The sequence below is a fragment of the Calditrichia bacterium genome (assembly GCA_020634975.1).
Lineage (GTDB): Bacteria > Calditrichota > Calditrichia > RBG-13-44-9 > J075 > JACKAQ01.
In genome coordinates, this window is sequence record JACKAQ010000004.1 from 183815 (window position 1) to 209984 (window position 26170).

Consider the following 26170-nt stretch of genomic DNA (forward strand, 5'->3'; position numbering starts at 1 on the left):
TTCTGGAATCGGATAAAATTCCGTTTGTTTACCTCAGTTTGGAATCGACGCCGCAAATTGTCGATCCGGTTAAAATGGCGGAGCACATCGCAAAAGGGCTGACAGCCAACATTGAAAATCCCATTACGGATGCGGTTCTGGAACCGATTCGCAATCAGCTCAAAAATGCTTTTGCATCGTTAGGAACGGGCATTCGCAAAGGGTTGCAAAATGAGAATCTTCGCCGGTTAGCGAATCAGGGCTGGCGCGTTTCTGCAGATCTGATGCGGTTCGCATTCAGCAAAGCGATTGAGTCGATCCAATCCGAAATCAAGTCGCGCGTTTCACCGGAGCAAAAAGCGGTCATCATCATCGATGATTTTGAGCAGATGTCCAAACACACCGGTATCGAATTTCAGAAATGGTTTTGGGACACATTTTTGGCGGATCTTTCCGGTTGCTGCCCAAAACTTCGGGTGGTGTTGTCGAGCGCACAGCGTCCGCGTTTTCCGGTGGGATTCAATTTTATCGAATACAATATCGGGATGTTTTCCGGTCCGGAAACGTTGGAGATGTTTCAAAATGCCGGTTTACCCGATCGCGAAATGGCATCGTGGGTGTATAAACTAACCCGCGGCCATCCGTTGTTTATGAACATGCTCATCGACCTCGTCAAACAAAAAGCGGTTGAAATTGAAGAGATCGAAACGGCTGTTAATCAGGATGTAAAACCGGGTCAATGGGTTTGCGGATTGTTTTTCGATCGGTTGCCCGAAAGCCACCAGGCTGTTGCAAAAAACGTCAGTTTATTTCGCAGATTCGATTTGCAAATGCTGAACAAGGTTTTTGCGATTCTGGAATCGCCGGTGGAAGAATCTGTGTTGAATGAAATTACCGGCACAGCGGTGATCGGCTCGGACGGCGATAAATATCAAACCCACGAAATTATCCGCAAATTTATTCACAACCTTTCGTATCAGGAAAATCGCGAACATGCGCAATCGCTTTACCGGGCAATCCAGGTGTATTTTTATCCGGAAGAAAACGCGACTATTTTATTGGATCAGGAAGATTTACTGGAACGATTTTATTACCAATTTGTCTCCAATCCTTCCGCTGCATATTATTCGTGGAAACACCATTTGCAGCAACGGCTGAAGAAGTGGAAACCCGGCTATGTTTACCAATTGCTTCATATCGCCCGGCGGTTTTTACCGGATTCCGATAAAAACGTGCTGGCTTTGCTGGAAACCGTTGCCGGAAAATTTTATTATACTCAATTGCAAATTGCCGATTGCCAACTCAGTTTGAAAAAGGCGCTTACGTTGAACCGGCATATGGATATGCGCAGCGAAGAAGCCCGATTGCTGCTGATGCTGGGCGATGCGTTTTTGGCGGTAAAAGAAGTGGAATCGGCGTTGGAGCATTACAACTGGGCAATGGCGCTGTATAAATCCATGAAAGACAGATTGGGTGAAGCCGAAGCGCTCCGGGCAATTGCCTCCGCATATTCAGACATCCAGAAATACACATCTGCCGAGGATTTTTTTACCAAAGCAGCCGGTTTGTATCATTCGATGCACAATTCCAGCGGCGAAGCGCTGGCGTTGGGCGAATTGGCGGATCTGTATCGCAAATCGCGTCAATACGATAAAGCGCAAGATCAGTTGAAAAAAGCCCTCGACGCTCTCCAAAAAAATGATGACCTCAGCACGGAAGCAATCATCCTCAAAGTTAAGGGCGAAGTTAGTTATCTGCAGGGTAATTATGATGACGCGATCCGCTGTTTCGATGCCGCGATGAAGAATTTCCACATCGAAGGCGATCATCTGGGAACGGTGGAAACCCTGCACAAAGGCGGCAACATTCTATACGCCAAAAAAGATTTTGATCAGGCTGAAGTTATTTATGATCAGGTGTTGGGTATTTATGAATCGTATCACCACCCGTTGGGAATGGCGTGGGCGCTGAAAGATATCGGCGATATCAAGTTCGCTGAAAAGCAATATTCGGAAGCGACGGATTTTTATTTGCGCGCTCAAAAAATTTTCCTTGAAATGAAGGATTTATCGGGTGAAGCGCTAACCCAGCAAGCGCTGGGCATTGTGAACGCATTTTACGGTCGTTGGGAAAAAGCGATCAAACATTACGAAAAAGCGCTGAAATTGCACCAGATTTTGAAAAACCGTCCGCAGGAAGCCATCGTGCTGAAGCTGTTGGGGATTGCCAATCGACGCCAGTATCATATCGATCACGCGCTGAAACATTTTCGCCGTGCGTCCAGTATTTTCAACGGTTTAGGTGAAGTTCGACACATGCTGGAAGTGCTCATCGGGATTGGTGAAATTTACAATTATCGCAAAGAAGTTGCATCTGCTGTGGAGCAATATCAGCGGGCGTTGGTGTTGGCAAAAAGCATTGGCGACGAAAGCGAACAGGCGCATATTCACATGGCGCTGGGCGTAGCCTGGCAAACCCAACGCGATCCCGAAGCGGCAATTGAACATTTCAATAGCGCGATCGTCATTTTCCAAAAACAGCACAACAAAGCCAAAGAAGCAGAGGCGATAAAAGCCATTGGCGATGCCTACCAAAGCGTTCGCCGAATGGACGCGGCGTTGAGCATGTACGAACGCGCCGTAAATCTATTCAAAATTATGAAAGATGAAAAAGGGGAAGGGGAGACGCGGCTTGGCATCGGTAACATTCACAAATCGGACGGCAAATTTGATGAGGCTACCGCCAGTTTCGAACAGTCGCTGACCTGTTTCCGGAATACAGAAGAATGGCAGGGTGAGGCAGAAGCGTTGTTGCAAATCGGCGAAGTGGAGCTGCTCCGGCAACGGTTTGATGAATCTGAATCCCGGTTGAATGCGGCATTGGAAATTTGGGGAAAAACACAGGAAATTCCCGGTCAGGGACGGGTGATGAAGGCACTCGGCGATCTGCACACGGCACAATTCGAATTTGATATGGCGCAGGCAAATTATCAGGCGGCGGTGGATTTATTCCACAAATCCGGGTTTCGTCCGGGACTTCCGGCGGCACTCAAGGCGCTCGGCGATGCAACAGCCCGGAAAGAGCGCGACCTCAGCCTGGAATTTTACGGGCGGGCCCTGCCGCTTTCCCGATCGCTGGATGAAACGGTTCTGGAAATGGAAATATTGCTGGCGATGGGTGAAATTTATCGGCAGCGAAAAGAATACGAATCGGCGAGAGAACATCTGGATCGCGCGTTTGGCGTATCGCGGATGCTCAACGATCAAAAAGCCGAAGCGGATATTATGATGGTGCTCGGTCAGGTTTTTTTGGGTATGCGGGAAGTGGACAGCGCCATCGGTCAATTTAACAAAGCCGTTTTGTATTTCCAGAAAAATAATTTGAAGACCCGCGAAGCTGTAGCATTGCGTTTGATGGGCGATGCGTATCGCACGATCAGAAAATTCGACAGCGCCCAAAGTATGTACGACAAAGCCATGTCCCTTAGCCAAATTATGAAAGATCGCGAGGTGGAAGCGCAAACCTGCAACGCCAAAGGCGAAATTTTTGTGCTGCAACATCAGTATGATAAAGCTGTCCAATATTTCGATAAAGCGATAGACATTTTCTGTGAAACCGAAAATTATCTTGGCTGTGCCGAATCGTTCATCGAAAAAGGCAACCTGTTTTTGAAGCGACAACAGATGGAAGCTGCACAGGATATATTTCAGAAGGCGCTGGAAAGTTCGCAAAAAGTGAACAATCCGGGGTTGCAGGCGCGTACTTTCAAATCGATCGGCGATGTATTTTTGGAAATCGATGAACTTGGCGAAGCCAGAATGCACTTCGAAGCAGCGCTAAAATTATTTCGTACCGCAAACGACCGCCAGGGGCAGGGCAGAACGCTAAAAGGTATCGGGGATGTATTCGCAAAAGAGGATGAATTTCAACCTGCGATGGAAAATTACAGCCGGTCGTTAAGCCTTTCCCGAACCAACCACGATTTGGAAAATGAGGCGCACACGCTCCGCGCGATCGCCCGGCTTAACCAACGCCGCAAAAATTTTGAAACTGCGATCAATAATTATCAAAATGCCGTTTCCATTTTCCGGCAAATAGTAGACAAAATCGAAGAAGCCGCAACGTTGGAAACGTTGGGTAAAGTTAATATTCAGCAAGCAGATATGTCTTCTGCACGCCGGCAATATCAACGTGTTTTGGAGATTTATCTTTATTTGAATAATTCGGAAAAAGTAGCTGAGAGCTATAACCAACTGGCGTTTATCAACTATCAAAGGGGTTATAATCCTGAGGCACTTGAAGCATACAATGCAGCTTTAAATGGGTTTTCAGCGGTCGGAAATGAGGTAGGCCAGGCAAAAGCACTTGTGGGTACCGGCAATGTTTTGTCTGAAATGGAACGGTTGGATGAAGCAGAAAAATATTATCTGCAAGCTGTCCAATTGTATGAAAAATTAGGCGACACCATCGGCATTGCCGATTGCCAACTGGCGCTCGGCAAATTGTATTACAAAAAGCAAAAATACGATTCCGCGCGAGAGGCTTACCAAAAAGCGCTCAGCGGACATCAAAAAGCGGGTGATCAGGAAAAAGTAGCGAAAGATTTGTTGTATGTTTCGAACGTTTTGCAGGCTTTAAAACAAGGTGAAGCGGCAATCCAGATGATTGAATTGTCGCTCCAGATTCATATCGAACAAAAATTGCCGGGTGTAAAAAGCGTGACCAAAAAGCTGTTGCGTATGCGAAACATCACCGGCAATAAAAATGCGAAAGCGTTTTTGCAAGAACTCACCGACCGTTGGGTGAATCGGCAGGATTAGTTTTTTTTGTTTGCCGACCCATTTCCATCCAGCGATTCCGCAACCAAAATGGCGATATCTTTTGTATCCAGCTGCTCACTGCGATTGGTTTCGTTGATGCCATCGTGCAACATAATGGAGCAGAACGGGCACGCCGATGCAATCATTTTTGCGTTGGTTTCCGTTGCAGCTTCGTCCACCCGATTTTGGTTGACGCGCGGTTTGTCCTCTTCCAGCCACATTCTTCCGCCGCCGGCGCCACAGCAAAATCCTTTGTTGCGTGAACGCGGCATTTCTTCCAATTTTACACCGGGAATCGCGCTGAGAATTTCGCGCGGTGCATCGTAAACGCCATTATGGCGACCCAAATAACAGGAATCGTGATAGGTAATCGTTTGGCTGTTGCTGTTGGTGAGTTGTAATTTGCCCTGTTTTATCAGCTCGCTGATTAACTCGGTGTGATGGATAACTTCATAATTTCCACCGATTTGCGGATATTCATTCGCCAGCGTATTGAAACAATGCGGGCAACTGGTAACCACTTTTTTGAAACTGTGGGCATTGAGCGTTTCCACATTTTGGGCAGCCAGCATTTGATACAAATATTCGTTGCCGACTCGCCGTGCCGGGTCTCCGGTGCAGGTTTCTTCTTTCCCCAAAATCGCGTAATTGACGCCCGCAGTGTTAAAAATCTTGACCATCGATTGCAGCGTTTTTTGCGCTTTTTGATCGAACGCACCGGCGCAGCCCACAAAAACGAGGTATTCAACATCGCCCTCAGCATCGCGCATGGTGGGCACATTCAGCCCTTCCGCCCATTCTTCACGGTCGTCCGGTGCCATTCCCCACGGATTGCCGCTGTTCTCCAGATTTTTGAAAATGCTCGTTAATTCTGCAGGAAAACGGCTTTCTTCCAAAACCATGTGTCGGCGCATTTCCACAAATCTATCGATAAAATCGATGAACAGCGGGCAGGCCTCTTCGCAAGCTTTACAGGTGGTGCAGGACCAGATCGTTTCGTCTTTGATCACTTCTCCAACGAGTGCGGAACCGGCGTATTCAGCCGTTTCCGTTGCGCCGTTGCCGCCGTTTAACTGGCTGGCCATCGAAAGAATCCAGGGCGTTTTTTCATACAAATGATCGCGCATATGTTCATTAACCACCTTTGGCGAGAGCGGTTTTTCGGTTGCGTACGCCGGGCATGCTGCCTGGCAACGTCCGCACTCCGTGCAGGTGTAAACGTCCAAAATATCTTTCCAGTCGAACTGCTCGATTTGCGATACGCCGAACCGCTCGATGTCGTCAGCTTCCAAATCCATATGCGGCAAAGTGCTCGGTTCCAGATTCCGGAAATACACGTTGAAAGCAGAGGTGATCACATGAAAATGTTTGGAAATGGGCAAATATGCGAGGAAAAAAAGCAGCACAACCATGTGCAACCACCACGAAACGCTGTGTAGAATCGCCAATCCATTTGGCGATAAATTCATTGAATTCAATAAGTTGGCGGTGAACGCTGCCATAAAAGAAAATGCTTCGCCAGTCGGTTCACCGGCGGCAACCAGCGATCCGTTGATGAGAAAATCGGTGAACATCAACGTAAAAATCATCGATAAAATAAATAGCGCATCCAGCGATTGTGTGATTCGTTGGGGACGCAACACCAGCCGGCGAAACACCAAAAATACAACCATGAAAAGCACCACAACTTCAAAAGCATCTCGCAGAAAAATATACGGAGCGCCAAAAATGCCGTCGGGTCCAAAAAAAGGCAGGTGAAAATCGTGGAAAAATGCCCGAAAAATCAAATGGACACTGTTAATCGAAACGGCCAAAAATCCCCAAAAAACGAGTGCGTGCATCAATCCGGCGCCGATATGTTTGGGATCGAGAATCCGCCGTTGACCGAGCCAATACACCAAAACGCCTTTCAGGCGTTCCATCGGGCGATCAAAACGGTTGATCGGCGTTGCCGCTTTGAGTACCAAAAAACGCATCCGCATGAAATAAACAAACGCACCGGCGGCGGACAGCAGAATTATCGCGAATATTATTTTGGAAAAAACAGTCGCAGTTGGGATCATAAATTGGGTCTCCTTGCAGATTCGATTGCCCAGCCCGGGAAGTGTTCGAATAACAACAGTTGAGCGGAGCGAAGTTACGCAAAAATTTATGAGTAGAATCGGATTTTATCAAGCAGAATATAACTTGGGAAATTTTGGCACTGGCAAAGCAATGCGCAACCCAATTGATTTTGTGTCGGTAAAATCAAATAAAAATAATAGTTTAGAGCATTTCCAATTTTTTATGGGTTACATTGTTTTGAAAAAATGAAAAAAAATCTGGACAATGTAACTTTTGCAAATTATATTCGTTTCAAGAAAATGACTGACAGTCAGTAAATAGAAATGAGTTTAGGACGTTAAATGGGAATTGCAGAAAGAAGAGAACGGGAAAAGGAGCAGCGCCGCCAAAGTATTTTGGACGCAGCGGAAGAATTATTTTTCGGAAAGGGCATCGAGCACACCACAATGGACGATGTTGCGGAAGCAGCGGAAGTCAGCAAAGGCACGTTGTATCTGTATTTCAAAAATCGTGAGGATATTTATCACGGCATTTATTTGCGCGGATTGGATGTTCTGAAAAGCTATTTCGAAGAAGCGTTGCGTCAGGAAGGCGACGGACTTTGTCTCGTTCGGGAAATCGGGAAGGCATACTATCGTTTTTCGCAAACGCACTCCAATTATTTTCATGCGATGAACGAAATGGATCCCGGAAAAATTGAGCACACGGATGTGGAATCGAACGGATTTAAATGCCATTTGCTCGCCGAAGATGTGAAAAAGCTGGTCGCCAAAGCCGTTGAAATCGGAATCGAGGATGGCAGTATCCGCGCCGAAGTTAACCCAAAATTAATGGCGTATGTGCTTTGGGGACAAACCAGCGGCGTAATTAAATTGATTAACAATTTGGGCGAGCACATGCGCACGCTCCATCACATCGAGCCAGAGTTGATGATTAATGTTTTGTTTGACCAGATTTATCATGGATTGCGAACGGACAAATAATTGAACGGAATCTAATATTGCGTGGCTAACGCAATATTTTTTTACACTTTAACTGACTCGCAGTCAGTTTTTCAAAACCAGTTTAAAGGAAGTGGAAATGCTAAAATACAGTCGTCATTTACTCCTGTTGATGCTCGTTTTTACGACGGTGGTTGGTGCTCAATCGACAATTTTATCGCGATATGTGGAAGAGGGCATCGATAATAATCTCGGTTTGCTAAAAGAAACGCTGGCGTTAGAGCAGAAACAATCGGCTGTTCGGCAGGCGCGCGGATTGTATCTGCCGGATGTTACGTTTCATGCCAATTACACATGGGCAGACGGCGGACGTTCCATCGATTTTCCGGTGGGCGATTTGTTCAACCCGATTTACAGCACGCTGAACGGTTTGACAGGCAGCGCCAATTTCCCGACCAATCTGGAAAATCAGGAAATCCAGCTGTTGCCGGACGATTTTCACGAAACAAAATTGCAGATTATCCAGCCGATTTTTAACTCAGATATTTATTTCAATTATCGCGCCCAGCGGGATTTAGTGGATGTTCAGGCTGCCCAACGCGAAGCGTTTATCTCCGAACTCACCAAAGAGATAAAAAGCGGCTATTTTCAATATTTACAATCAGAAGCAGTGCTTAAAATTTTCGATCAGACAATGGTTGTGCTGAAAGAATTGCGGCGCGTGAACACCCGTTTGGTGGAAGCGCAAAAAGCCACGAAAGATGTTATCAGCACATCGGATTTCGAAATCAGCGAACTGGAACAAAAGATTGCAGTTGCGCAAAAAAATCGCAACCTCGCGAAAGCGTATTTCAATTTTTTGCTAAACCGCGAACTGGAATCCGTCATCGAATCGGATAGCTCAATCGCCGCATCTGCCAACCAAACCGCGCTGGCGGACGCCAAAGCACTGGCTTTGCAGCAGCGTCCGGAGCTTCGCCAAATTTTATCCGCCCAAAATGCCGCCGGAAAATTGCGCAAAATGAATCAGGCCAGTTTTCTACCTAAAATTTTTGCCGCCGGAGAAGCCGGATATCAGGGTTACCAATACAAATTTAACGATTCGCAGGATTACTGGCTGGTGCGCGTTGGGCTGGAGTGGAATTTGTTTAACGGATTTCAGACGACATCCAAAATTCAGCAGTCAAAAATTGAGGAAAAGCGCCTCAAAACCCAATCGGATGAATTGGAAAAACAAATTCAACTGCAGGTGATTGAGGGATTTTATGGTGTGCAGGCTGCGCAGGCGGCGGTTCAGTCCGCTCAAAATGGCGAACGCGCAGCGAGCGAAAGCTTCCGAATTATCAAACGGAAATATGAAGAAGGTCAGGCATTGCTGGTCGAGTTTTTGGATGCGCGGAACAAACTGACCAACGCGCAGCTATCGCTGGCAATTGCCCGATACGATCTGCTGATTCAACAGGCAAGTTTCGAGCGTGCCATTGGCAATTAAAAAATTAACCAAGTAACACAATAATGAGAGATACAAAGATGAACCCGACCGGATTTACCAAAGAATATGAAATCAGGTGGTGCGATGTGGACCCGAACATGCACATGCGCCACACGGTTATCGGCGATATTACTGACCACATTCGCGGCGTGTATTTTGAACAGCATGATATTTCATTTCAAAAATTGCGCGAAATGATGGTTGGACCGGTATTGCTGCAATACAGCGTCCGTTTTTTGCGGGAAGTGATGATGTATGAAAAAGTGCTGGTGGAATTTCAGATTAAATCGTTGAGCCGCGATTTGCGAAAATTCCGGTTTTACCACCGCATTTATAAAATGGACGGGCAAATTGCTGCAGAAGTGGAGGTGTTTGGTGCATGGATGGATCTCGTCAAACGCAAAATTACAGTGCCGCCGGATTTGGTTCGAGGTGTGCTGGACCATGCGCCGATGGCGGATAATTTTGAATGGATGGATTGAGATTTGAGAATAATAAGTGATTTTTAAAGGATAAAAAGCTCTACATGCGCTGAACGAATCCGAAGCGCGAAACCATCTGAAAAAACAAAACTAAATACCTGTAAACAGGAGAGATACAATGTTGAAAAAAATTATATTCCATAGTTTTTTGGTTACCGGAATGCTCGTTTTGGCGGCTTGCGGAAAATCTGATGCGACGCCAACGGCAGATGCACAGAACCGCCCGCATCCTGTGAAAATTGTCAAAGTGGAGCAAACCAGCGCACCGATTCCCATCGAATCCAGCGGTAAACTGGCATCCGAAGCGGAGATGTTGTTGTCCTTCAAAATCGGCGGAGTGGTCGATCGCATTTTGGTGAATGAAGGGCAAACGGTTAGCGAAGGCCAACTGCTCGCTCATCTCAATTTGACGGAAATTGACGCCCGGGTTCGCCAGGCGAAAAACGCATTTGAAAAAGCAGAACGCGATATGGCGCGCGTAAAAGATTTGCTGAAAGACAGCGTTGCCACGCTGGAACAGTATCAAAACGCCAGCACCGGATACGAAGTTGCGCAGGCAGATTACGAAATTGCGAAATTTAATCAGCGTTATGCCAAAATCATCGCGCCGACGAGCGGCAAAGTGTTGCGCCGTTTTGTGGAGCGTGGCGAGCTGATCAATCCGGGAATGCCCGCGATGCAGATCGGCACGGCCAGTGCATCTTCGCAAATCATTCGCATCGGTGTATCGGATCGCGATGTGGTTCGGCTGGCGCCCGGCGACACAGCGCAAGTCCGTTTCGATGCGTATCCCGGCGCAAAATTTTCTGGATATGTGACCGAAATTGCGGCGGCTGCAGATCCCAAAACCGGCACATTTGAGGTGGAACTCACGCTCGAGCCATCCAAACTGCTGTTGAAGAACGGTTTTGTCGGAAAAGTGAAATTGTTTCCCGCCAAACAATCCGCATATTATCGCATCCCGATGAGCGCGCTGGTCGATGGTTCCCGCGATTTGGTGAGCATTATGATTCCGGTAAATGAGCGCACTTCCGCCCGGAAAATCACGGTTCGCCCGGAACATGTCGGCACGGATTATTTTACGGTGCTGGCAAGCGAAGCTGGCAAAATTGGTGAAGTGATCACCGATGGCGCAGCATATGTCCGTGATGGCGAAACGATTTCGCTCGTCGGTAACATCAGTGAAATCAAGACGATAGCTGAAAAATAAATTGCAGCCGTTTCAAAAAAAGCGGTGCAACGGCCTTCAATTAATTGAAATTACCATCAGAAAATAAAGTAGAAACAACTATGAAACTCCCGGAAATTTCCATCAAAAATGCCCAATTTGTGCTCATTTTAGTGATTATGGCGTTGCTGGTTGGCTTTATGTCTTTTCTGCACATGCCGCGTTCGGAAGATCCCGCGCTGACGTTTCCGCGATACATCGTTGTGGCGATTTATCCCGGCACCAGCCCGGAAGATATGGAAGAACTGGTTGTCGATCCGCTGGAAGAAGCCATTCACGAAGTTGAGGAAATCGACGAAATTATTACGACCATTTCCGAGGGATTGGCGGTGATTCGCGCCGATGCCGCGTTTGGGGTGGATATCGATGCGATTTACGATAAAGTGCTCCGCGAAATCAACAACGTTCGAGGCGATCTGCCCAAAGATTTATACAGCCTCGATACTCGCGTGGCATCGCCGCAGGATGTCGCGATTATGCAAATGGCGTTGGTTTCGGAGGAAGCGCCATATAACCGCTTGCTGGATTATGCGGATATTTTGAAAGATAAACTGGAAGCCCAAAACGGGGTGCGAACGGTTGAAATCGAGGCGTATCCGGAGGAGCAGGTGCGGGTTTCGCTCGATTTTCAGAAAATGTCGAACCTGAATATTTCACTGTCGCAGGTGATCGGTATTTTGCAGCAAAACAACGCGAATATTCCCGGCGGGGAAGTGGATGCGGGCAGCAAATCGTTCAGCATCCAAACCAGCGGCAGCTACAAAGATATCGATGAAATCGGCAGTACGGTCGTCAATAGCGACGGTGAAAAGCTGGTGTATTTGCGCGATATCGCAGATGTGCGGTTCGATTACGCGGACGATCTGCACATCGGTCGCCACAACGGGAAAAAGAGTGTATTTCTCGTAGTTACGAAAGATAAAGAAAGTAACATCATCGAATTGACCGGACGTCTGCACGGCATGATGGATGCATTTCAGTCGCAGATGCCATCGGATGTGCAACTGCTCACCGCGTTCGAACAGGCGCCGGCGGTTGCCGGTCGCATCAACGATTTTTTCATTAATTTGATGCAGGGCGTCGCACTCGTCGGTGTGATCATTTTTCTGTTTCTCGGGTGGCGTCCTGCGGTGATTATCTGCACCGTTATCCCGATTTCGGTGATGATTGCTATAGGTGTGCTCGATTTTAGCGGATACGCGCTGCAGCAAATTTCCATTGCATCGCTGGTGATTGCCCTCGGTTTGCTGGTGGATAACGGCATCGTGGTCACAGAAAATATCCAGCGATTTGAGAAAATGGGAATGAACGCCACCGAAGCTGCCATCAAAGGTACCGGCGAAGTGGGATTTGCGGTGATTGCTTCAACGATAACCACGCTGCTTTCGTTTTTCCCGCTGACGCTGATGCAAAGCGGTCCGGGCGAATTTTTGCGCACGCTGCCGCTCACGGTAATTTATACGCTGACCGCATCGCTGATTTTGGCGCTCACATTTACGCCCATCGTTGCCGCCCGGTTTTTGAAAGCATCCGCGAAGAAAAAATCTGGTCCGATTGATAATTTGATGAGCAATTTTCGGGATAATTTGTATTTGCCATCGTTGCAAACGGCGTTGAAATATCCGGGTCGATTTATAGCAGGTTCTGCAATTGCGTTGATTGGCTGTTTCGCGCTGTTCCCGGTTGTGGGTGTCAGCTTTTTCCCGACGGCAGATAAACCGCTGCTGCTCATCGAAGTGGATACCCCTTACGGCACCAGCCTCGCCCGAACAGATGCGGCTGTGCGTTTTGTGGAAAACGTGCTCGACTCCGTCGATTTTGTCCGCGATTACACATCGAACACCGGAAAAGGGAATCCGCAAATTTATTACAACCGCATTCCCAAAGAGCTGAACAAAAATCACGGGCAGGTGATTGTCAATTTTGCGGAATGGAATCCGGAGAAATTTTACGCGACGCTGGCGCATTTGCGGGAGAAATTTGCGACCTATCCCGGTGCGGAAATCACCTTTTCGGAGCTGAAAAACGGACCGCCATTCGCCGCGCCCATCGAGATAAAAATTCTCGGTGATGATTTGGACAAAATGCGCGAATCGTCGTTCGAACTGGAGCGGATTATCCGCGAAACGCCCGGAACGCTGAACGTGATCAACCCGTTTGCCCGTCGCAAAACAGATTTGAAAGTGGCGATTAATCGCGATAAAGCCGGGATGATCGGTTTGCCCGTAAATGACATCGATTTGGCGGTTCGCGCCAGCCTCACCGGCGTAACCGTCGATGAGCTGACCATGCGCGACGGTGACAATTATCCGCTGGTTGTCCGGCTGCCGTTCGATGAAAAACCGGGTATCGAGGATTTTGAAAAAGTGTATTTGACCACCCGGACCGGCGCACAAGTGCCGCTGAAACAGGTTGCCAACATCCAGTTTGAGTCAGGCATTGCCCAATTCGGGCGATACAATCAGCGCCGCAGCGTCGCCGTAACCGCCGATGTTTTTGATGCGGATAAAACCAAACAAATTACCGAAGCAATCATCGAGCGACTGCCGGAAATACAACTGCCGGAGGGCAGTGAATTTTACATCGCGGGTGAATACGAAACGCAACAGGAATCATTCGGCGATCTGGGGCAGTTACTGCTCGTTGCGCTGCTCTCTATTTTTGCGGTGCTGGTGGCGCAGTTCCGTTCACTCATCCAGCCTGTGGTCATTTTTTCCGCGATTCCGCTGGCGTTCACCGGCTCCATTCTGGCATTGTTTTTTACCGGCTGGACGTTCTCATTTTTCGCATTTGTCGGATTCACCAGTCTGGTGGGGATTGTCGTGAACAACTCAATCATTTTGGTGGATTATACCAACCAGCTGATTCGCGGCGGAACGCCGTTGCGTGAGGCGCTGGAAACGGCCTGTCAAACCCGCTTTCAGCCAATTGTGCTCACATCTGTGACCACGATTTTGGGGTTGCTGCCGCTCACGCTGACGAACACCAGCCTGTGGTCGCCGCTCGGCTGGACGATCATCGGCGGGATGGTTTCATCCACATTTTTGACACTGGTGATTGTTCCGATTCTCTATAAGTGGGTAACGAAAGAAGAAGCGATTGCCGTTTGAGCATAAAAAAAGGAGCCGGCACCCTTCGCGGATTCCGGCTCCTTTTGTATGGAGACGAGTATGTTCATTTTCTCTTTACGGTAATTATCGGAAAAAGTTGTTTAATGTTTAGTCGTTTTTTATGTCAGGGGACAATTCTGTAAAAATGTTGATTGATAATGGAATATTGCGGTAAATGATGAATTATTGTTCATAAGTACCAAACAGCCTGGTGACTAAAAAAACAGGTTGTGTGACTTACCTAATGATTGAGATTTAGGAAGTTCTTTACTGAAGATGCTTTGCCCTTTTTCTCAAAATGATTGTAGTCGTTTGCAATCCAAAGTATATGTTCCCCAATAACATTATCTGAATTAATGTAGCTTTCATAATAGATCCAACCCAAAACACCACTTAAATAATTGGCGGCGGCAGAGTCATTTGGCCGCGACAGAATTTTATATTCAATATTGATAGAATCTGCCGGAATATTTTGGGAAGGTTTCTGTCCAATGTAAATATCACCGATATAATTTGCACGTTGTTTATCGATGGTAAACGTTATATCCAGACTATCTGCGTTGACATCAACGTTTGAAAAATGATCAACAAACCGGATTTCTTTGACCAGATAATTACCCGGTTGGATACAAAACCCAAATGGCTGATTCGGTTTTAGCTGTATCATAAATTCGAAGTCATTAGAAAAGTTCGAAGCAAGGTTTATCATTAATATTTCGATAAATTTGATTCTCTGAAGCCTTTCCGGAATTTTTCCGGCAATTATTTTACCGTTCTGATCGACTGCCAACACAATATCATTAAATGCATAATATTTGGGCTTCGGATCAAAAACAGGGCTTTGCTTTTCTTGATCGAAAATTATCCCTGAAGAATCTTGTGAAATGATTTCACCCGATAACGCCTTGTATCTTCCCCGTTCCCAAATTAAAATTGCTGGCGCTATACCTTCCCACTTCGCCTCGTACAAAAAGTTGCCTTCAATAGTAGTCGAACAGCCTTGTAAATCCTCAATTTTTGTAAGTTTTATCGCATTACTGCATCCGGTAAAAACGATTACCCCGTATGCAAAAAAGAACCACAGGTAAATTAACTTTGTCTTTTTCATTTGATCGTTACCGCCTCCATATGCAAGGTATTTAAATATTCGAATCAGTTCACATATCCCATTGAAGGAAATATTTGTCATCACAATTCACGCTTTTGAGGTTGTTTAGTTCTTTGTAATTGAAATGCTCAGGCTTGACAAAAACAGAATAAACAGAGAATCTCCGCTATTATCAAGCCGGATATGGTCTTTCAGAAGGTTAAACTATTAATTGATTTGCGCCACTATCATAAATATTTATGCTCATCCATTTTTGGATAAACAGCATTTTTTTATATTTTTTCCCGATTCCACAGGGACATGGATCGTTGCGAGCAGTTCTCAATGTATTTTTTTCAAATAGCTGGGTACAGCGCTTTCAATTAATTGTTTGTCAGAGTATTTTTGGAATTTCATCCAACCGTTCCTCAGATAATATTTGTGCTGCCAAATTGATTTTGCCTAACAGATAATCCGGGTGTTCAGAACAATACGGTTATTTGATGGTAATCGGCAAAAAAATCCCCGGAAATTTTCACCCCCGGGGATTAAGAATTTTCAGATGAAAACCTGTCTATTTGGTCGCTTCAACCATTAATTCCGTCATTCGGGTGACAAACTCGGTCGGGTCTTTCAGCGTGCCTTCCAGCAATGCGGCGCCTTCGTAAATCTGCAAAATGGATTGGCGCAGCAACGCGTCTGTGCTGCTGCCCATGTTCAATTTGGACAAATTTTTGATGAGCGGATGCGATGTGTTGATTTCCAGAATCCGTTTGGAGCCTGCGAAATCTTTTTGCATCATTTTCATCATTTTTTCCATTTGCGGGTCCATGCCCTGTTTGCCGATGACCAGCGTTGCCGGAGAATCGACCAGCCGGTGCGATTCCATCACGTCTTCCACTTTGTCGCCGAGTGTTTCTTTAAACACGGTAATCAACGATTTGGAGAGATTTTCATTCAACGCTTCTTCGCTGCGGGCGTCATCTTTTTTGACGTCGATATCCGCATTGTCGATCGATTTGATGGGCTTTTTCTCATATTCATTCAGGCTGGGAACGATAAAAACATCCGCCGGATCGGTGAGCAACAGCACCTCGATATCGTGCTTTTTGAAATATTCGAGATTCGGATTGCGTTCCAAAATGGAGCGGGTTTCGCCGGAAACGTAATAAATTTCTTTCTGGTCGCTATTCATCCGGGTCACATAATCTTTCAGTGTCGTGAATGCGCCGGCTTCGGTTGTAGTGCTTTCGAAGCGCATTAAATTTACCAACCGGTCACGATTGCTGAAATCCGTATTCACCCCAAATTTCAAAAATTGACCGAAATTATTGTATAAGGTTTGAAATTTTCCGGGGTCCTGTTTTGCCATATCTTCCAGATGCGACAGAATTTTGTTGACAATTGTGGAGCGGATTTTAGACATCGCCGGGCTGTTTTGGGTGACCTCGCGGGAAACGTTCAGCGGCAAGTCTTCCGTATCGACAACGCCTTTCACAAACCGCAAATATTCGGGCAATAACTCTTTGGCGTCGTCCTGTATAAATACTTTGTGGGAATAGAGTTGCAACGATTTTTCCTCGTCCATTCGCACATACGGTCCGGGCGCTGTAGCAGGGAAAAAAATGATCGCTTTAAAATTTACCGCGCCTTCGATGGAAAGGTGCAAATGGCTGACCGGATCCTGAAAATCATTTGCCACAAATTTGTAGAATTCGTTCAATTCTTCCTGTTTGATATCGCTTTTGTTGCGATGCCAAAGCGCGTCTACTTTGTTGGCGCGTTCGCCGTTCAATAAAATCGGGAAATCTACAAAGTTGGAATATTTGTTGATGATATGTCCCAACCGGTGGCTCTGGCTGAATTCCTGGCTTTGCTCATTCAGCGTAAAACTAATGGTGGTGCCGCGGGTTGGTTTGTCGATTTCCTCGATGGTGAAAGTGCCCTGTCCGTCCGATTTCCAGCGATAGCCTTTGGCATCCACATCCGCGTGGCGGGTTTCGATGATCACTTCATCGGTGACCATAAATACCGAATAAAAACCGACGCCAAACTGGCCGATCATGTCGGCATCAATTTTTTTGTCGCTTTTTTTCATTTGTTCGATGAATTCGAGCGTCCCGGAGCTGGCAACTGTCCCGATGCGCTTTACCAAATCATCGTGATTCATCCCGATTCCGCTGTCTGATATGCTAAAGGTATGCTTTTTCTCATCCACATCGATGCGGATTTCCAGTTTCGCATCGGCATTAAATACGTTTTGATCCGTTAACATGCGGAACCGAACCTTATTCAGTGCGTCCGAAGCGTTGGAAATCAACTCGCGAAGAAACACTTCCGGATGCGTATACAACGAGTGAACAATGAGTTTAAGTAACTGTTTTAACTCGGCTTGATACTCAAACTCCTGAGCTTTGCTGGTTTTAGCTTTTGCCATGTTTCCTCCATGTGTTATACAAATTTGTTATTTTCTGAAGTAATTAAAAATTTACATTCTGATTGTTCGAAATCCAAACATACAAAAAAAATCAGGTTAGGGCTAAACGGAGTAAACGGAACGAAAAATGACTGTGCAAACCGGAAACCGGCGCAAAATTGCAACGTATAATTGCGTTGTCAAAGGAGTGCGTGATTAATCGAAGGAGCGAAAGTTGGAATTTAACCGGAGAGCATTTTAATGAAGATTTTCATGTCTTATGCAGGTGTGATCATTCTTTCTTTGCTGATGTTCGGATTGCTGTTTTACAGTTTTTACATTGTGATATCATCGCCGAATAAGTATGATGCCGATAATCATTTACCGGATCAACACCCCTCGGAAAAACCTGAACCATCGCAAAAGAGCAAAACCAACATTGTGAAAATAGGGGAGGAGCATACCGGTCACAAGCCGAGTCACCCCCAAAAGCCGAAAAACCGGAAACGGGCGGCTTGATTTTCAGACAGACAAAAAAAAACGGCGAACGCAGTATGCATTCGCCGTTTTTTTTTTGATTTCGTTTCGGTAATTATTCAGCCGGAACCGGGTGTGCGATTTTTTTCCACATTTCTTCGAAATTGAATTCTTTGAATGTGGGGCTTTCTTCGTTGTGGCAAGTGCGGCACTGTTTTTCGGCAGAACCGTCTTTAACGCTGATCGCAGTCATGCCATTGGCAATGGATTGTTCACGATCTTTCATGATCGTTTTCTTTTTGTACATCGATCCGGCGCCGTGGCAGGTTTCGCATTGTACACCGTCTTCCATGCTAAACCGTGCGCTCATCATTTCCGCTGGTTGATCGTAACCGGTAACGTGGCATTTCAAACATTCTGGCGCTTCATGCGGTGCTTTTGCAATACCTTTTTCTTTTGCAAATTTTACCGCATCGGCTGATTTCAGGGTTTCAAACGCTTTGGCGTGTGCGCTTTCGCTCCAGATGCCAAATTGATTGCCCTGTTTTTCGGTTTTGTGGCATTTTTTACAGCCATTAACGCCGATGTATTTTAACGTTGCGGAATCCGCATCGTCTTCATCATCTTTTGCGTCCTGAGCGTATGCCATTCCAACCATCAATAATGACAAAAATAACAACAGAAATCTCTTCATACTGTTTCCCTTTCCTATACGTTTGTTAGGGTTTTTTATCCAAAATTACGGATTCAGGCCAGTGTGGCAATCAGTACAAAATCCGTCTTTCCAGTCTTCATCGCCGTCCGGGTGAACAAATTCCAACGTGCTGCCTGCCTGGGCAAACTCCATTTCGCCGGGTGTACCCTGCGCGGTAATGTTGTGGCAAAGGTTGCAGTCCATAGAAATCTTTTCACCTTCGGGAGTTACGTGTGTATTGTTATGGCAACGGAAACATCCGTTAAATTGCAAATGCCCGATATGATCGGGATATTTATCCCAACGTACGCCCATTTCCGGAAAGATGTTCTGTGAATAAGCGTGTTGCATGGCTGCAATTGCTTTGTCGATCGATTCTCTTTCCTCTTCAAATATATCAGGATAATCTTCTTCATAAAAGGATAAAACTTGTTCTTCTATTGCCATTTTCGCCGAATCTATTGTACTGAATTTTTGATCGCAGAGTTCCAGCAAAATGGTTTTTATCTCTGGCAGGTCTTTTGAGATTTCCCCGGATGTAATTGCGCGGTTAACAAAAGTTACCGGCGGTAAAAAATCGTGCGACGGGCGAGTGTGGCAATCCATGCAGTCCATTGTGCGGATATCTTCAACAGAAAATGCGCCTTCTTCCAATGGGTTTTCTTCATCCTGATACACTTTTACTTCGCCGGTTTTCAGGTTTGTGTAGCGAACCCAAGGCAATGTTTCGCGATCGCCGCCTTCGGCGATATATTCAACCTTAATATCAGGATTGATATGCCAGTGGATACCTTCGCTCAGACCCAGCGCGGAGTGATCGGCACCGATTTTCATAATCATCTCGATATCCCACTGGGTGTTTTCTTCATCCTGCATATAATAGGTTTCTTTGCGCAATTTACGGGAATAAAATTTTTCCGGCCAGTGACATTTTTGGCAAGTTTCCCGCGCCGGTCGCAAATTATGGATCGGTGTCGGGATCGGTCGCGGGTATTTGTTGCTTAAAACTGAATATACCTGATACAAACCGGAGAGTTTGGAGCGGACATACCAATCTGCACCTTCGCCAACATGGCATTCCACACACGATACACGGGCGTGGGATGAATTTTGGTAGGCTGTAAATTCCGGACTCATCACTTTATGGCAAATTTCGCCGCAAAATGTGGTCGATTCTGTGAAGTGAAACGCCTCGTAACTACCCACAGCAGATGCAAACAGCAGAAACGTTGTGCCAATGGTGAATACCATAAATGCATGGCGGTGTTGCTGGATATTTAAATCGACCATCGGCCAGGTTCGTTCTGTGACTGGCTTTCCCGCTTTTTCCCGGCGATTGAATCGCCACATACCGAATGGGATAAGCAGCAATCCGATTATCATAACTGACGGCAGCAAAATATAAATGACAAGCCCTAAATAGGCATGTCCGGAGCGCCAGAAAACGGAAATCGTAAACAAAAAAAGAATCATGGATAACGCGATAACGGCAATGGTTGCGCCGATCAGCGTTAACCAATTGTGAGTAGAACGCGGTAAATGTAATTTCATGCAGCTCTCCCGAGTGTAACTGGTAATCTATTTTAAATTATGGTGATTTGGTTAATTATTGGATTCATCCTCCGCTTCGGCTTTTTTAATGCGTTCTAATTCCAGCGCGTGTTCTTTTTCCATTTCTTCTTCACTTATTTTTCCGGTCAACCATGTGAAGTTCATCGGATAAACATCGGGATTGAATATGACGTAATAAATATGCCATACCACAATTGCCAGAAACGCCAGCCATGCTTCGTAATAGTGAATCACTTCGCAGACATCGATAAACAATTTGGAAAACCAGGCCATCGACTGGTTCTCGAACCAGAGGGCAAACCCGGTGAGGGTCATCACGATTGTTCCCCAAATCAGTGCCCAGTATTCGGCTTTTTCGATGTATCCGAACCGGTCAAACGCTGGTCGGGATTTCGAGAAACCGAGATAATATTTCATCATCAAAACAAGATCTTTTGCATCCTGAAGCTTGGGCAACATATCCTTGAATAGCCCGAATCCGCGTTTTGTTGCAAACAGATAGCCGATATGATACAACGAAACAGCAACCATACCTACCGCAGCAATCCGGTGTAATAGGCTACGGAGCGTAAAAATTGGCTCGCCGCCCCACTGCCGCAACAAGACAACCCACCATGCGTCAGGAAATTTTAACATAAATCCGGTAATAACCAACATAAAAAACGTGGTAAACAATATAAAATGCTGAATTCTCTCGTTCACAGACATGCGAATATAGTGTTTTTTGCGTTTCGCCAGCTCGTGAGCGGTAATCTCTTTTTCATATTGATCGTGGTAATGTTCTTTTACTTTTTTGGCCAAATCCAAAGAGTTGTGCACAACCATCCCGCCAATGGTGATCAAAATGATCAAAATATAAATTGAAGAGATCCAGTTCAGAATATCGTCGCCGCCGCTGGTGGCACTAACGTGAACTTTACCAACGGTGAAGTTGGCGTTGGCACCCGGATGGCATTCACCGCAGGTTTCGGCAAGATTGCTGACATGAATTGTGGATAACGAATCTGTAGACGGCAAAATGTTGTGCACACCGTGGCAACTGGCGCAGTTGGCAACTTCAGTTGAGCCGAAACGCACTGCTAATCCGTGATAGCTATCCTGATACGACGAGTAATTACTTTCCGGCAGCCCGAATTTGCTGGCTAACCGAACAGAGTTGTGGCAGGGACCGCAAACCTGAACAGCAACGTTACCCGGAGCAACCGGCGAATTTGCAACGGTATGTTCCAAAATATTGTGTTCACCGTGACAATCGGTGCAGGTTGGTGCGTCCTGCAATCCTTCGCGAAGTGCATCGCCGTGAACACTTGCGTTGTAAACTTCGGCAATTTCCGTGTGGCACTCACCGCAGGTGTTCGCGATGTTAAATTTATTAACTTTGGACATTGCGTCGCCGGCTTTCAGTGCGCCGTGGGCACCGTGGCAATCGCTGCAAATGGCAACAGTTGTGTCGCCCTCAAAAAACTTTCGCCCGTGAACACTGGTTTTGTATCCGTCGATGAAGGATGATGTGTGCGTCATCCGTTCACTCACGCCTTCGCTTTCGAGGTGGCAGCTTAAACAGGTCTCAACTTCCAGTTGTCGGCTCATTTTCGAACCGTTGCCGGTGATGGTAATGGCCTGGTGTTCGTTGTGGCAAAAAATACAGGTTGGTGCGGTTTCAAATCCTTCTTCCAGCGCAACGCTGTGTTCGGATTTCATGAATTCTTCAACCACATCATCATGGCATTCGTTGCAGGTTTGGGCGAGATTTACCGGGTGAACCGGGGAAGCCAGTGTATCTACTTTGAAAATGTTGTGAGCACCGTGGCAATCGCTGCATTCCAAATCGTCGCCATGAATCATATTCGTAAATTCGCCGGGCGTTTCGGGCAGCGAAAACTCTGCCATTCGACCGCTGATATCTTCCGGCGCATCGGTGTGGCAGCTCAGGCATGCTTCGGAGCCAAGTGTTGATGCGGTGTGCGGCGTGTGGCAAGTTACGCATTCCGGGCGTTCATCGATAGTTGCGTGAACGCTGCTCATCAAAGCTTTATTCTCATCTTTATGGCAGCTTACGCAATTGTTTTTTGCAAAATGCTTCGGTTCTGGCAGGTGAACATTGCCGTGGCAAGAAAAACAGTTGAGTTCTCCCGCATGAGCACTGCGCATCAGATGTTTGGTATTGTCTTCGTGGCAGGCTGCACAATCAACCGGTTTTGCCACTTCTGTGTGTGGTTCTTCATCGGGATCGTATCCGATGTGGCATTCTACACAACTTAAATCCGCGTGAGCGGACATGCTGAATTTTTTGGGATTTACGTTGATGGAAATTTCCTTTCCTTTTTTTTCCATCGTAAATTCCGGATCATCATGACAATCAAAACATGCGGTGTTTGCGACCTGAGAAAAAACAGCTGTTGAGGTTCCCAAAACGAAAAGGGTTAGTATAATTCGGGTAAATTTATCCATGACTCTACCTTCTTACGAGGCAATCAAAACGATCAGATTTTCCTGTAAGTATTCTTATAGCGTGATTTGTATGTTTAGTAGTTAATTTCACCGATTTCATTTCTTCAAATTAGCACGATTAATCAGCCGGTGAATGGTCCGTCTATCGACGTCACACGCTTCAGCTGTGCGGCTAATATTCCAGTCGTATTTTTCCAGTTGATATTGTAAATAATCCAGCTCGAAAGATTCAAGAACCTGATCTTTAGCTTCTTTATATGTCAGGTTATCCCATTGATGAAACGAGATGTCTGTTTTGCTGTTTTTGAGATTTGCCGGCAAATCGCTCGCTGTAACCTGCGGCGGTGTTGCCAGATAATATGCACGTTCGGAGATATTCAACAATTCTCGAACATTGCCCGGCCATTTGTATTGATGGAGCAACTGTTGGGCATCTTCCGAAAAGGATTTGATACCCCTGTGATATTTTTGATCGAGCTTTTGAATGAAATGATCCGCGAGCAACATGATATCCGAATCGCGTTCGCGTAATGACGGAACCTGAATGTGGATGGTGTTGATGCGAAAATACAGATCTTCCCGCAGTAAGCCTTGTTCCACACATTCCTGAGGATCACGATTGGTTGCGGTAATAATACGCACGTCCACCGGAATTTCGGTTTTGCCGCCAATTCGGCGAATCTTCCGGTCTTCCAGCATCCGCAGCAGTTTCACCTGCAATTCTTGCGGCATTTCACAAATTTCGTCCAAAAACAGGGTGCCACCCATCGCCAACTCTGTCAATCCTGGCTTTGCCTGAAACGCGCCGGTAAATGCACCTTTTTCGTATCCGAACAGCTCACTCTCGAAAAGAGGAGCCGGCAACGCGCCGCAGTTTACGGGAATCAGCGGTTGGTTGCGCCGCAGCGAATGTTTATGAATGCTGCGCACCACCAATTCTTTACCCACGCCGCTTTCACCGGTAACCATAATATTTGCATTTCCAAAACCGACTTTTTGAACAAGCTCAAACACATTTCGCATGGGTTGGCTTTGCCCGATCATGTTGTCAAACATCGATGTGGGACCACTTTCAACCAACGCTTCCGGTCGGATTTCAGCCAGCGCATCGCCAACGGATTTGAGCAACTTCTCCCGGGAAAACGGTTTTTCTATAAAATCGAACACGCCGGTTTTGATGGCTTCGATGCCCTGCTCCAGCGAGCCATAACCCGTAACCATGATAACCGGCAAATATGGATGTTTCTCTTTCAGGCGCTTAACCAACGTAATGCCGTCCATTCCGGGCATGTTTAAATCGCAGATTGCCAACGTAAAGGATGAATCGGTTTCCAATATTCCCAATGCATCGTTTCCGGAAAGAACGGTTTTAACAGAATATCCCGCACGGGATAAAATCCTGTTATAGTTCACCAGCATTTCCTGTTCATCATCTACGACCAGAATATGGTTGTTGCCGGTGTTATTCATCTCTCGCCTCCAATTCAATAATAAAAGTTGTGCCTATTTCACAATCCTCATCCAGGTAAATTCGCCCGTTGTGGCGAGTAATAATGTTCCGAACGATAAAAAGCCCAAGACCAGTGCCTTTTCCCGGAGATTTTGTGGTAAAAAAAGCAGAAAAAATATCCTGTTTCACAGATGCCGGAATCCCGCTGCCGTTATCACTAAAAACAATGCGGTGCTGGGCGACTCCTTCCGGATTTGAAACCGTTTCCAGTGAAACAGAAATGCGACCTGCTTCCGGTGCTACGGCATCCAGACTGTTCGTGATCAGATTGCAAAAAACTTGCTGAAGCTGATTAAAATTGCCCATAGTTAGCACCGGCGATCCAAACCCGGAAAGCGATATTTGAATATTGCTTTTTTTCATTTTTGGCTTAATCATATCAACGGTGACGTTGATAACCTCAGTCAAATCAACAATTTGGAGCTGGTCGGGAAGTTTGCGGGCAAACTGCAAAATGCCGTGAGTCGTTTGGGCGATGCGCTCCGTTTGTTTGATGATGATATCCATATCGCTGACGTATCCGCTCACCCCGTTGCCGTGTTGATGCAATTCATCGCGAATCAATTCCGCGCGATTTAAAATGATACCGGCAGGATTATTGACCTCATGGGCAATTTCTGCGGTCACTTCACCCATTGTTATCAAGCGGTCTGCACGGGCAAGATTTTCGCGAATCAATTCCTCTTCCCGCATTTTCGATTGGCGAAGTTGTGCAACCGTCCGGTTAAATTCCTGTGCCAGCAATCCCAATTCATCTGTGCCTTTAATGTCCACTTCGGTTTCGAGCTTGCCTTTTGCCAACGCCTGAAATCCGTTCATCAAATTGAGGATGCGGTTTTCAATTTGGGTTTCAAATAAAATATTAATGCTCACCCATAATATGATGAAAATAAGCCCCGCACTGGCCACGAGCAGACGCCGGGTAGAGCTGTACATCGTTTCCGATTCTGCAAGTCCGACCTGAACATCCATAATGGCAATCATTTCACCAAAATTAGTGTGGCAGGGTGCGCATTCTTTTTGAATATAAACGGGATGCTGATGTGAAAGGGTGTTGCCGCTGCGCACGAAGGATTCTCGCGCACCACCGGGTAGGGAATGGATGTGCTCCGCAGCCGTATCCATTTTCAAAAAATTATTGCCAACTTCTGACGGGTTCGATGAAAAAATAATGTCGCCGTTAGGTCTGTAAATGCGTAAACCTTCGATATTCGTTTTATAGCGATAGTTTTCCAACGCCTGTTGAATTTGTTCTGGATTGTTATTCATCAACGCATCGAAAATGGATTGATAAACAGCGTGGGTGGTTGTTTCAACAAGATTGGTCGAAAATTCATCGTGATTTTTATCCAATTGATAAATCAGGAGTGCCAACGGAAAGATGACCACCAACAACAATAATATCATCAGATAAAATTTTATCCGGAACTTCAGCGATTGTGTCTTTTTTCGAAGCGCGTTAACAGTTGGTAACATCATATCATAAAGTCCGGCGGTCTTAAGGTTTACTTTAAATTCCAAATTCAATAATTCACAAACCGGTTAAAATGTCAAACCGTAAACCTTGCAAATTCTTTGCCATGTAAATCAATCGTTTCAAACATCTGTTTTACATGAGTTTAAGCATGCTCGATCGGCTGAAACCCCTGCCACTTTTCGAATATTGGGTCATAAAGTTGGGTAACTTAATCTATTGTTTTTAATAATGTTGTGTATATATATAGATTAGGTGTATATGTTGGCTCGTGGCACCCTTTCCCACGATGCTTCAGGCATTATTTTTCAACGGTTTTTTGTAAAAATTTTATTAAAAAAAATTTTTACAAAATGAATCACCAATCCACCCC

General features: G+C 46.0%; 17 protein-coding genes. 8 read left to right on the plus strand and 9 right to left on the minus strand.

Going from position 1 to position 26170, the window contains the following annotated elements; translation table 11 throughout:
- The first annotated feature begins 38 nt into the window (after positions 1-38).
- Positions 39-4799: a tetratricopeptide repeat protein gene (locus tag H6629_20825; protein MCB9070227.1), complete on the plus strand. Its 4761-nt coding sequence runs from the start codon at positions 39-41 to the stop codon at positions 4797-4799.
- On the opposite strand, the gene H6629_20830 is transcribed toward H6629_20825, so the two are convergent.
- On the minus strand, positions 4796-6862 hold the full coding sequence (locus tag H6629_20830) for a (Fe-S)-binding protein (GenBank protein MCB9070228.1): 2067 nt from the start codon (positions 6860-6862) through the stop codon (positions 4796-4798). The genes H6629_20825 and H6629_20830 overlap by 4 nt on opposite strands.
- A gap of 88 nt (positions 6863-6950) precedes the next feature.
- Between H6629_20830 and H6629_20835 the strand changes: the two genes are divergently transcribed.
- The 6 genes from H6629_20835 (at position 6951) to H6629_20860 (ending at position 14116) form a co-directional block, all read left to right on the plus strand.
- A complete protein-coding gene (locus H6629_20835) occupies positions 6951-7112 on the plus strand; it encodes a hypothetical protein (protein MCB9070229.1) in 162 nt (53 codons plus the stop codon).
- 92 nt (positions 7113-7204) lie between these two features.
- Complete coding sequence (locus tag H6629_20840; GenBank protein MCB9070230.1) at positions 7205-7846, plus strand: TetR/AcrR family transcriptional regulator; 642 nt, start codon at positions 7205-7207, stop codon at positions 7844-7846.
- A 97-nt stretch (positions 7847-7943) separates the two neighbouring features.
- Entirely contained in the window at positions 7944-9296 is a 1353-nt protein-coding gene (locus H6629_20845; protein MCB9070231.1) for a TolC family protein, read from the plus strand.
- Between the two features lie 23 nt (positions 9297-9319).
- Positions 9320-9778 (plus strand): acyl-CoA thioesterase, encoded by a 459-nt coding sequence (locus tag H6629_20850; protein MCB9070232.1) that lies wholly within the window; start codon positions 9320-9322, stop codon positions 9776-9778.
- 118 nt (positions 9779-9896) lie between these two features.
- Positions 9897-10988 carry an efflux RND transporter periplasmic adaptor subunit gene (locus H6629_20855; protein ID MCB9070233.1) on the plus strand — a complete coding sequence of 364 codons (1092 nt, stop codon included), beginning with the start codon at positions 9897-9899 and terminating at the stop codon, positions 10986-10988.
- Between the two features lie 80 nt (positions 10989-11068).
- Positions 11069-14116, plus strand: coding sequence for an efflux RND transporter permease subunit (locus tag H6629_20860; protein ID MCB9070234.1), 3048 nt, complete (start codon positions 11069-11071; stop codon positions 14114-14116).
- 241 nt (positions 14117-14357) lie between these two features.
- Here the strand turns inward: H6629_20860 and H6629_20865 are convergent, their stop codons facing one another.
- The 3 genes from H6629_20865 to htpG all read right to left on the minus strand — a co-directional run bounded on the left by H6629_20865 (position 14358) and on the right by htpG (position 17640).
- Positions 14358-15224, minus strand: coding sequence for a hypothetical protein (locus H6629_20865; GenBank protein ID MCB9070235.1), 867 nt, complete (start codon positions 15222-15224; stop codon positions 14358-14360).
- Between the two features lie 199 nt (positions 15225-15423).
- A complete protein-coding gene (locus H6629_20870; GenBank protein MCB9070236.1) occupies positions 15424-15549 on the minus strand; it encodes an SEC-C domain-containing protein in 126 nt (41 codons plus the stop codon).
- A 228-nt stretch (positions 15550-15777) separates the two neighbouring features.
- Positions 15778-17640 (minus strand): molecular chaperone HtpG, encoded by a 1863-nt coding sequence (gene htpG, locus H6629_20875; GenBank protein MCB9070237.1) that lies wholly within the window; start codon positions 17638-17640, stop codon positions 15778-15780.
- A 240-nt stretch (positions 17641-17880) separates the two neighbouring features.
- Between htpG and H6629_20880 the strand changes: the two genes are divergently transcribed.
- Positions 17881-18138 (plus strand): hypothetical protein, encoded by a 258-nt coding sequence (locus H6629_20880; protein MCB9070238.1) that lies wholly within the window; start codon positions 17881-17883, stop codon positions 18136-18138.
- Positions 18139-18211: 73 nt separating this feature from the next.
- Here H6629_20880 and H6629_20885 read toward each other — a convergent pair whose 3' ends face one another.
- From H6629_20885 to H6629_20905, 5 genes are all read right to left on the minus strand, one after another.
- A complete protein-coding gene (locus tag H6629_20885; protein MCB9070239.1) occupies positions 18212-18745 on the minus strand; it encodes a cytochrome c family protein in 534 nt (177 codons plus the stop codon).
- Between the two features lie 90 nt (positions 18746-18835).
- A complete protein-coding gene (locus tag H6629_20890; protein MCB9070240.1) occupies positions 18836-20341 on the minus strand; it encodes a NapC/NirT family cytochrome c in 1506 nt (501 codons plus the stop codon).
- Positions 20342-20392: 51 nt separating this feature from the next.
- Entirely contained in the window at positions 20393-22696 is a 2304-nt protein-coding gene (locus tag H6629_20895; protein ID MCB9070241.1) for a cytochrome b/b6 domain-containing protein, read from the minus strand.
- Between the two features lie 213 nt (positions 22697-22909).
- Positions 22910-24283 carry a sigma-54-dependent Fis family transcriptional regulator gene (locus tag H6629_20900; GenBank protein ID MCB9070242.1) on the minus strand — a complete coding sequence of 458 codons (1374 nt, stop codon included), beginning with the start codon at positions 24281-24283 and terminating at the stop codon, positions 22910-22912.
- Complete coding sequence (locus H6629_20905; GenBank protein MCB9070243.1) at positions 24276-25802, minus strand: HAMP domain-containing histidine kinase; 1527 nt, start codon at positions 25800-25802, stop codon at positions 24276-24278. Before H6629_20905 ends, H6629_20900 begins: the two co-directional genes overlap by 8 nt.
- Positions 25803-26170: the final 368 nt, after the last annotated feature.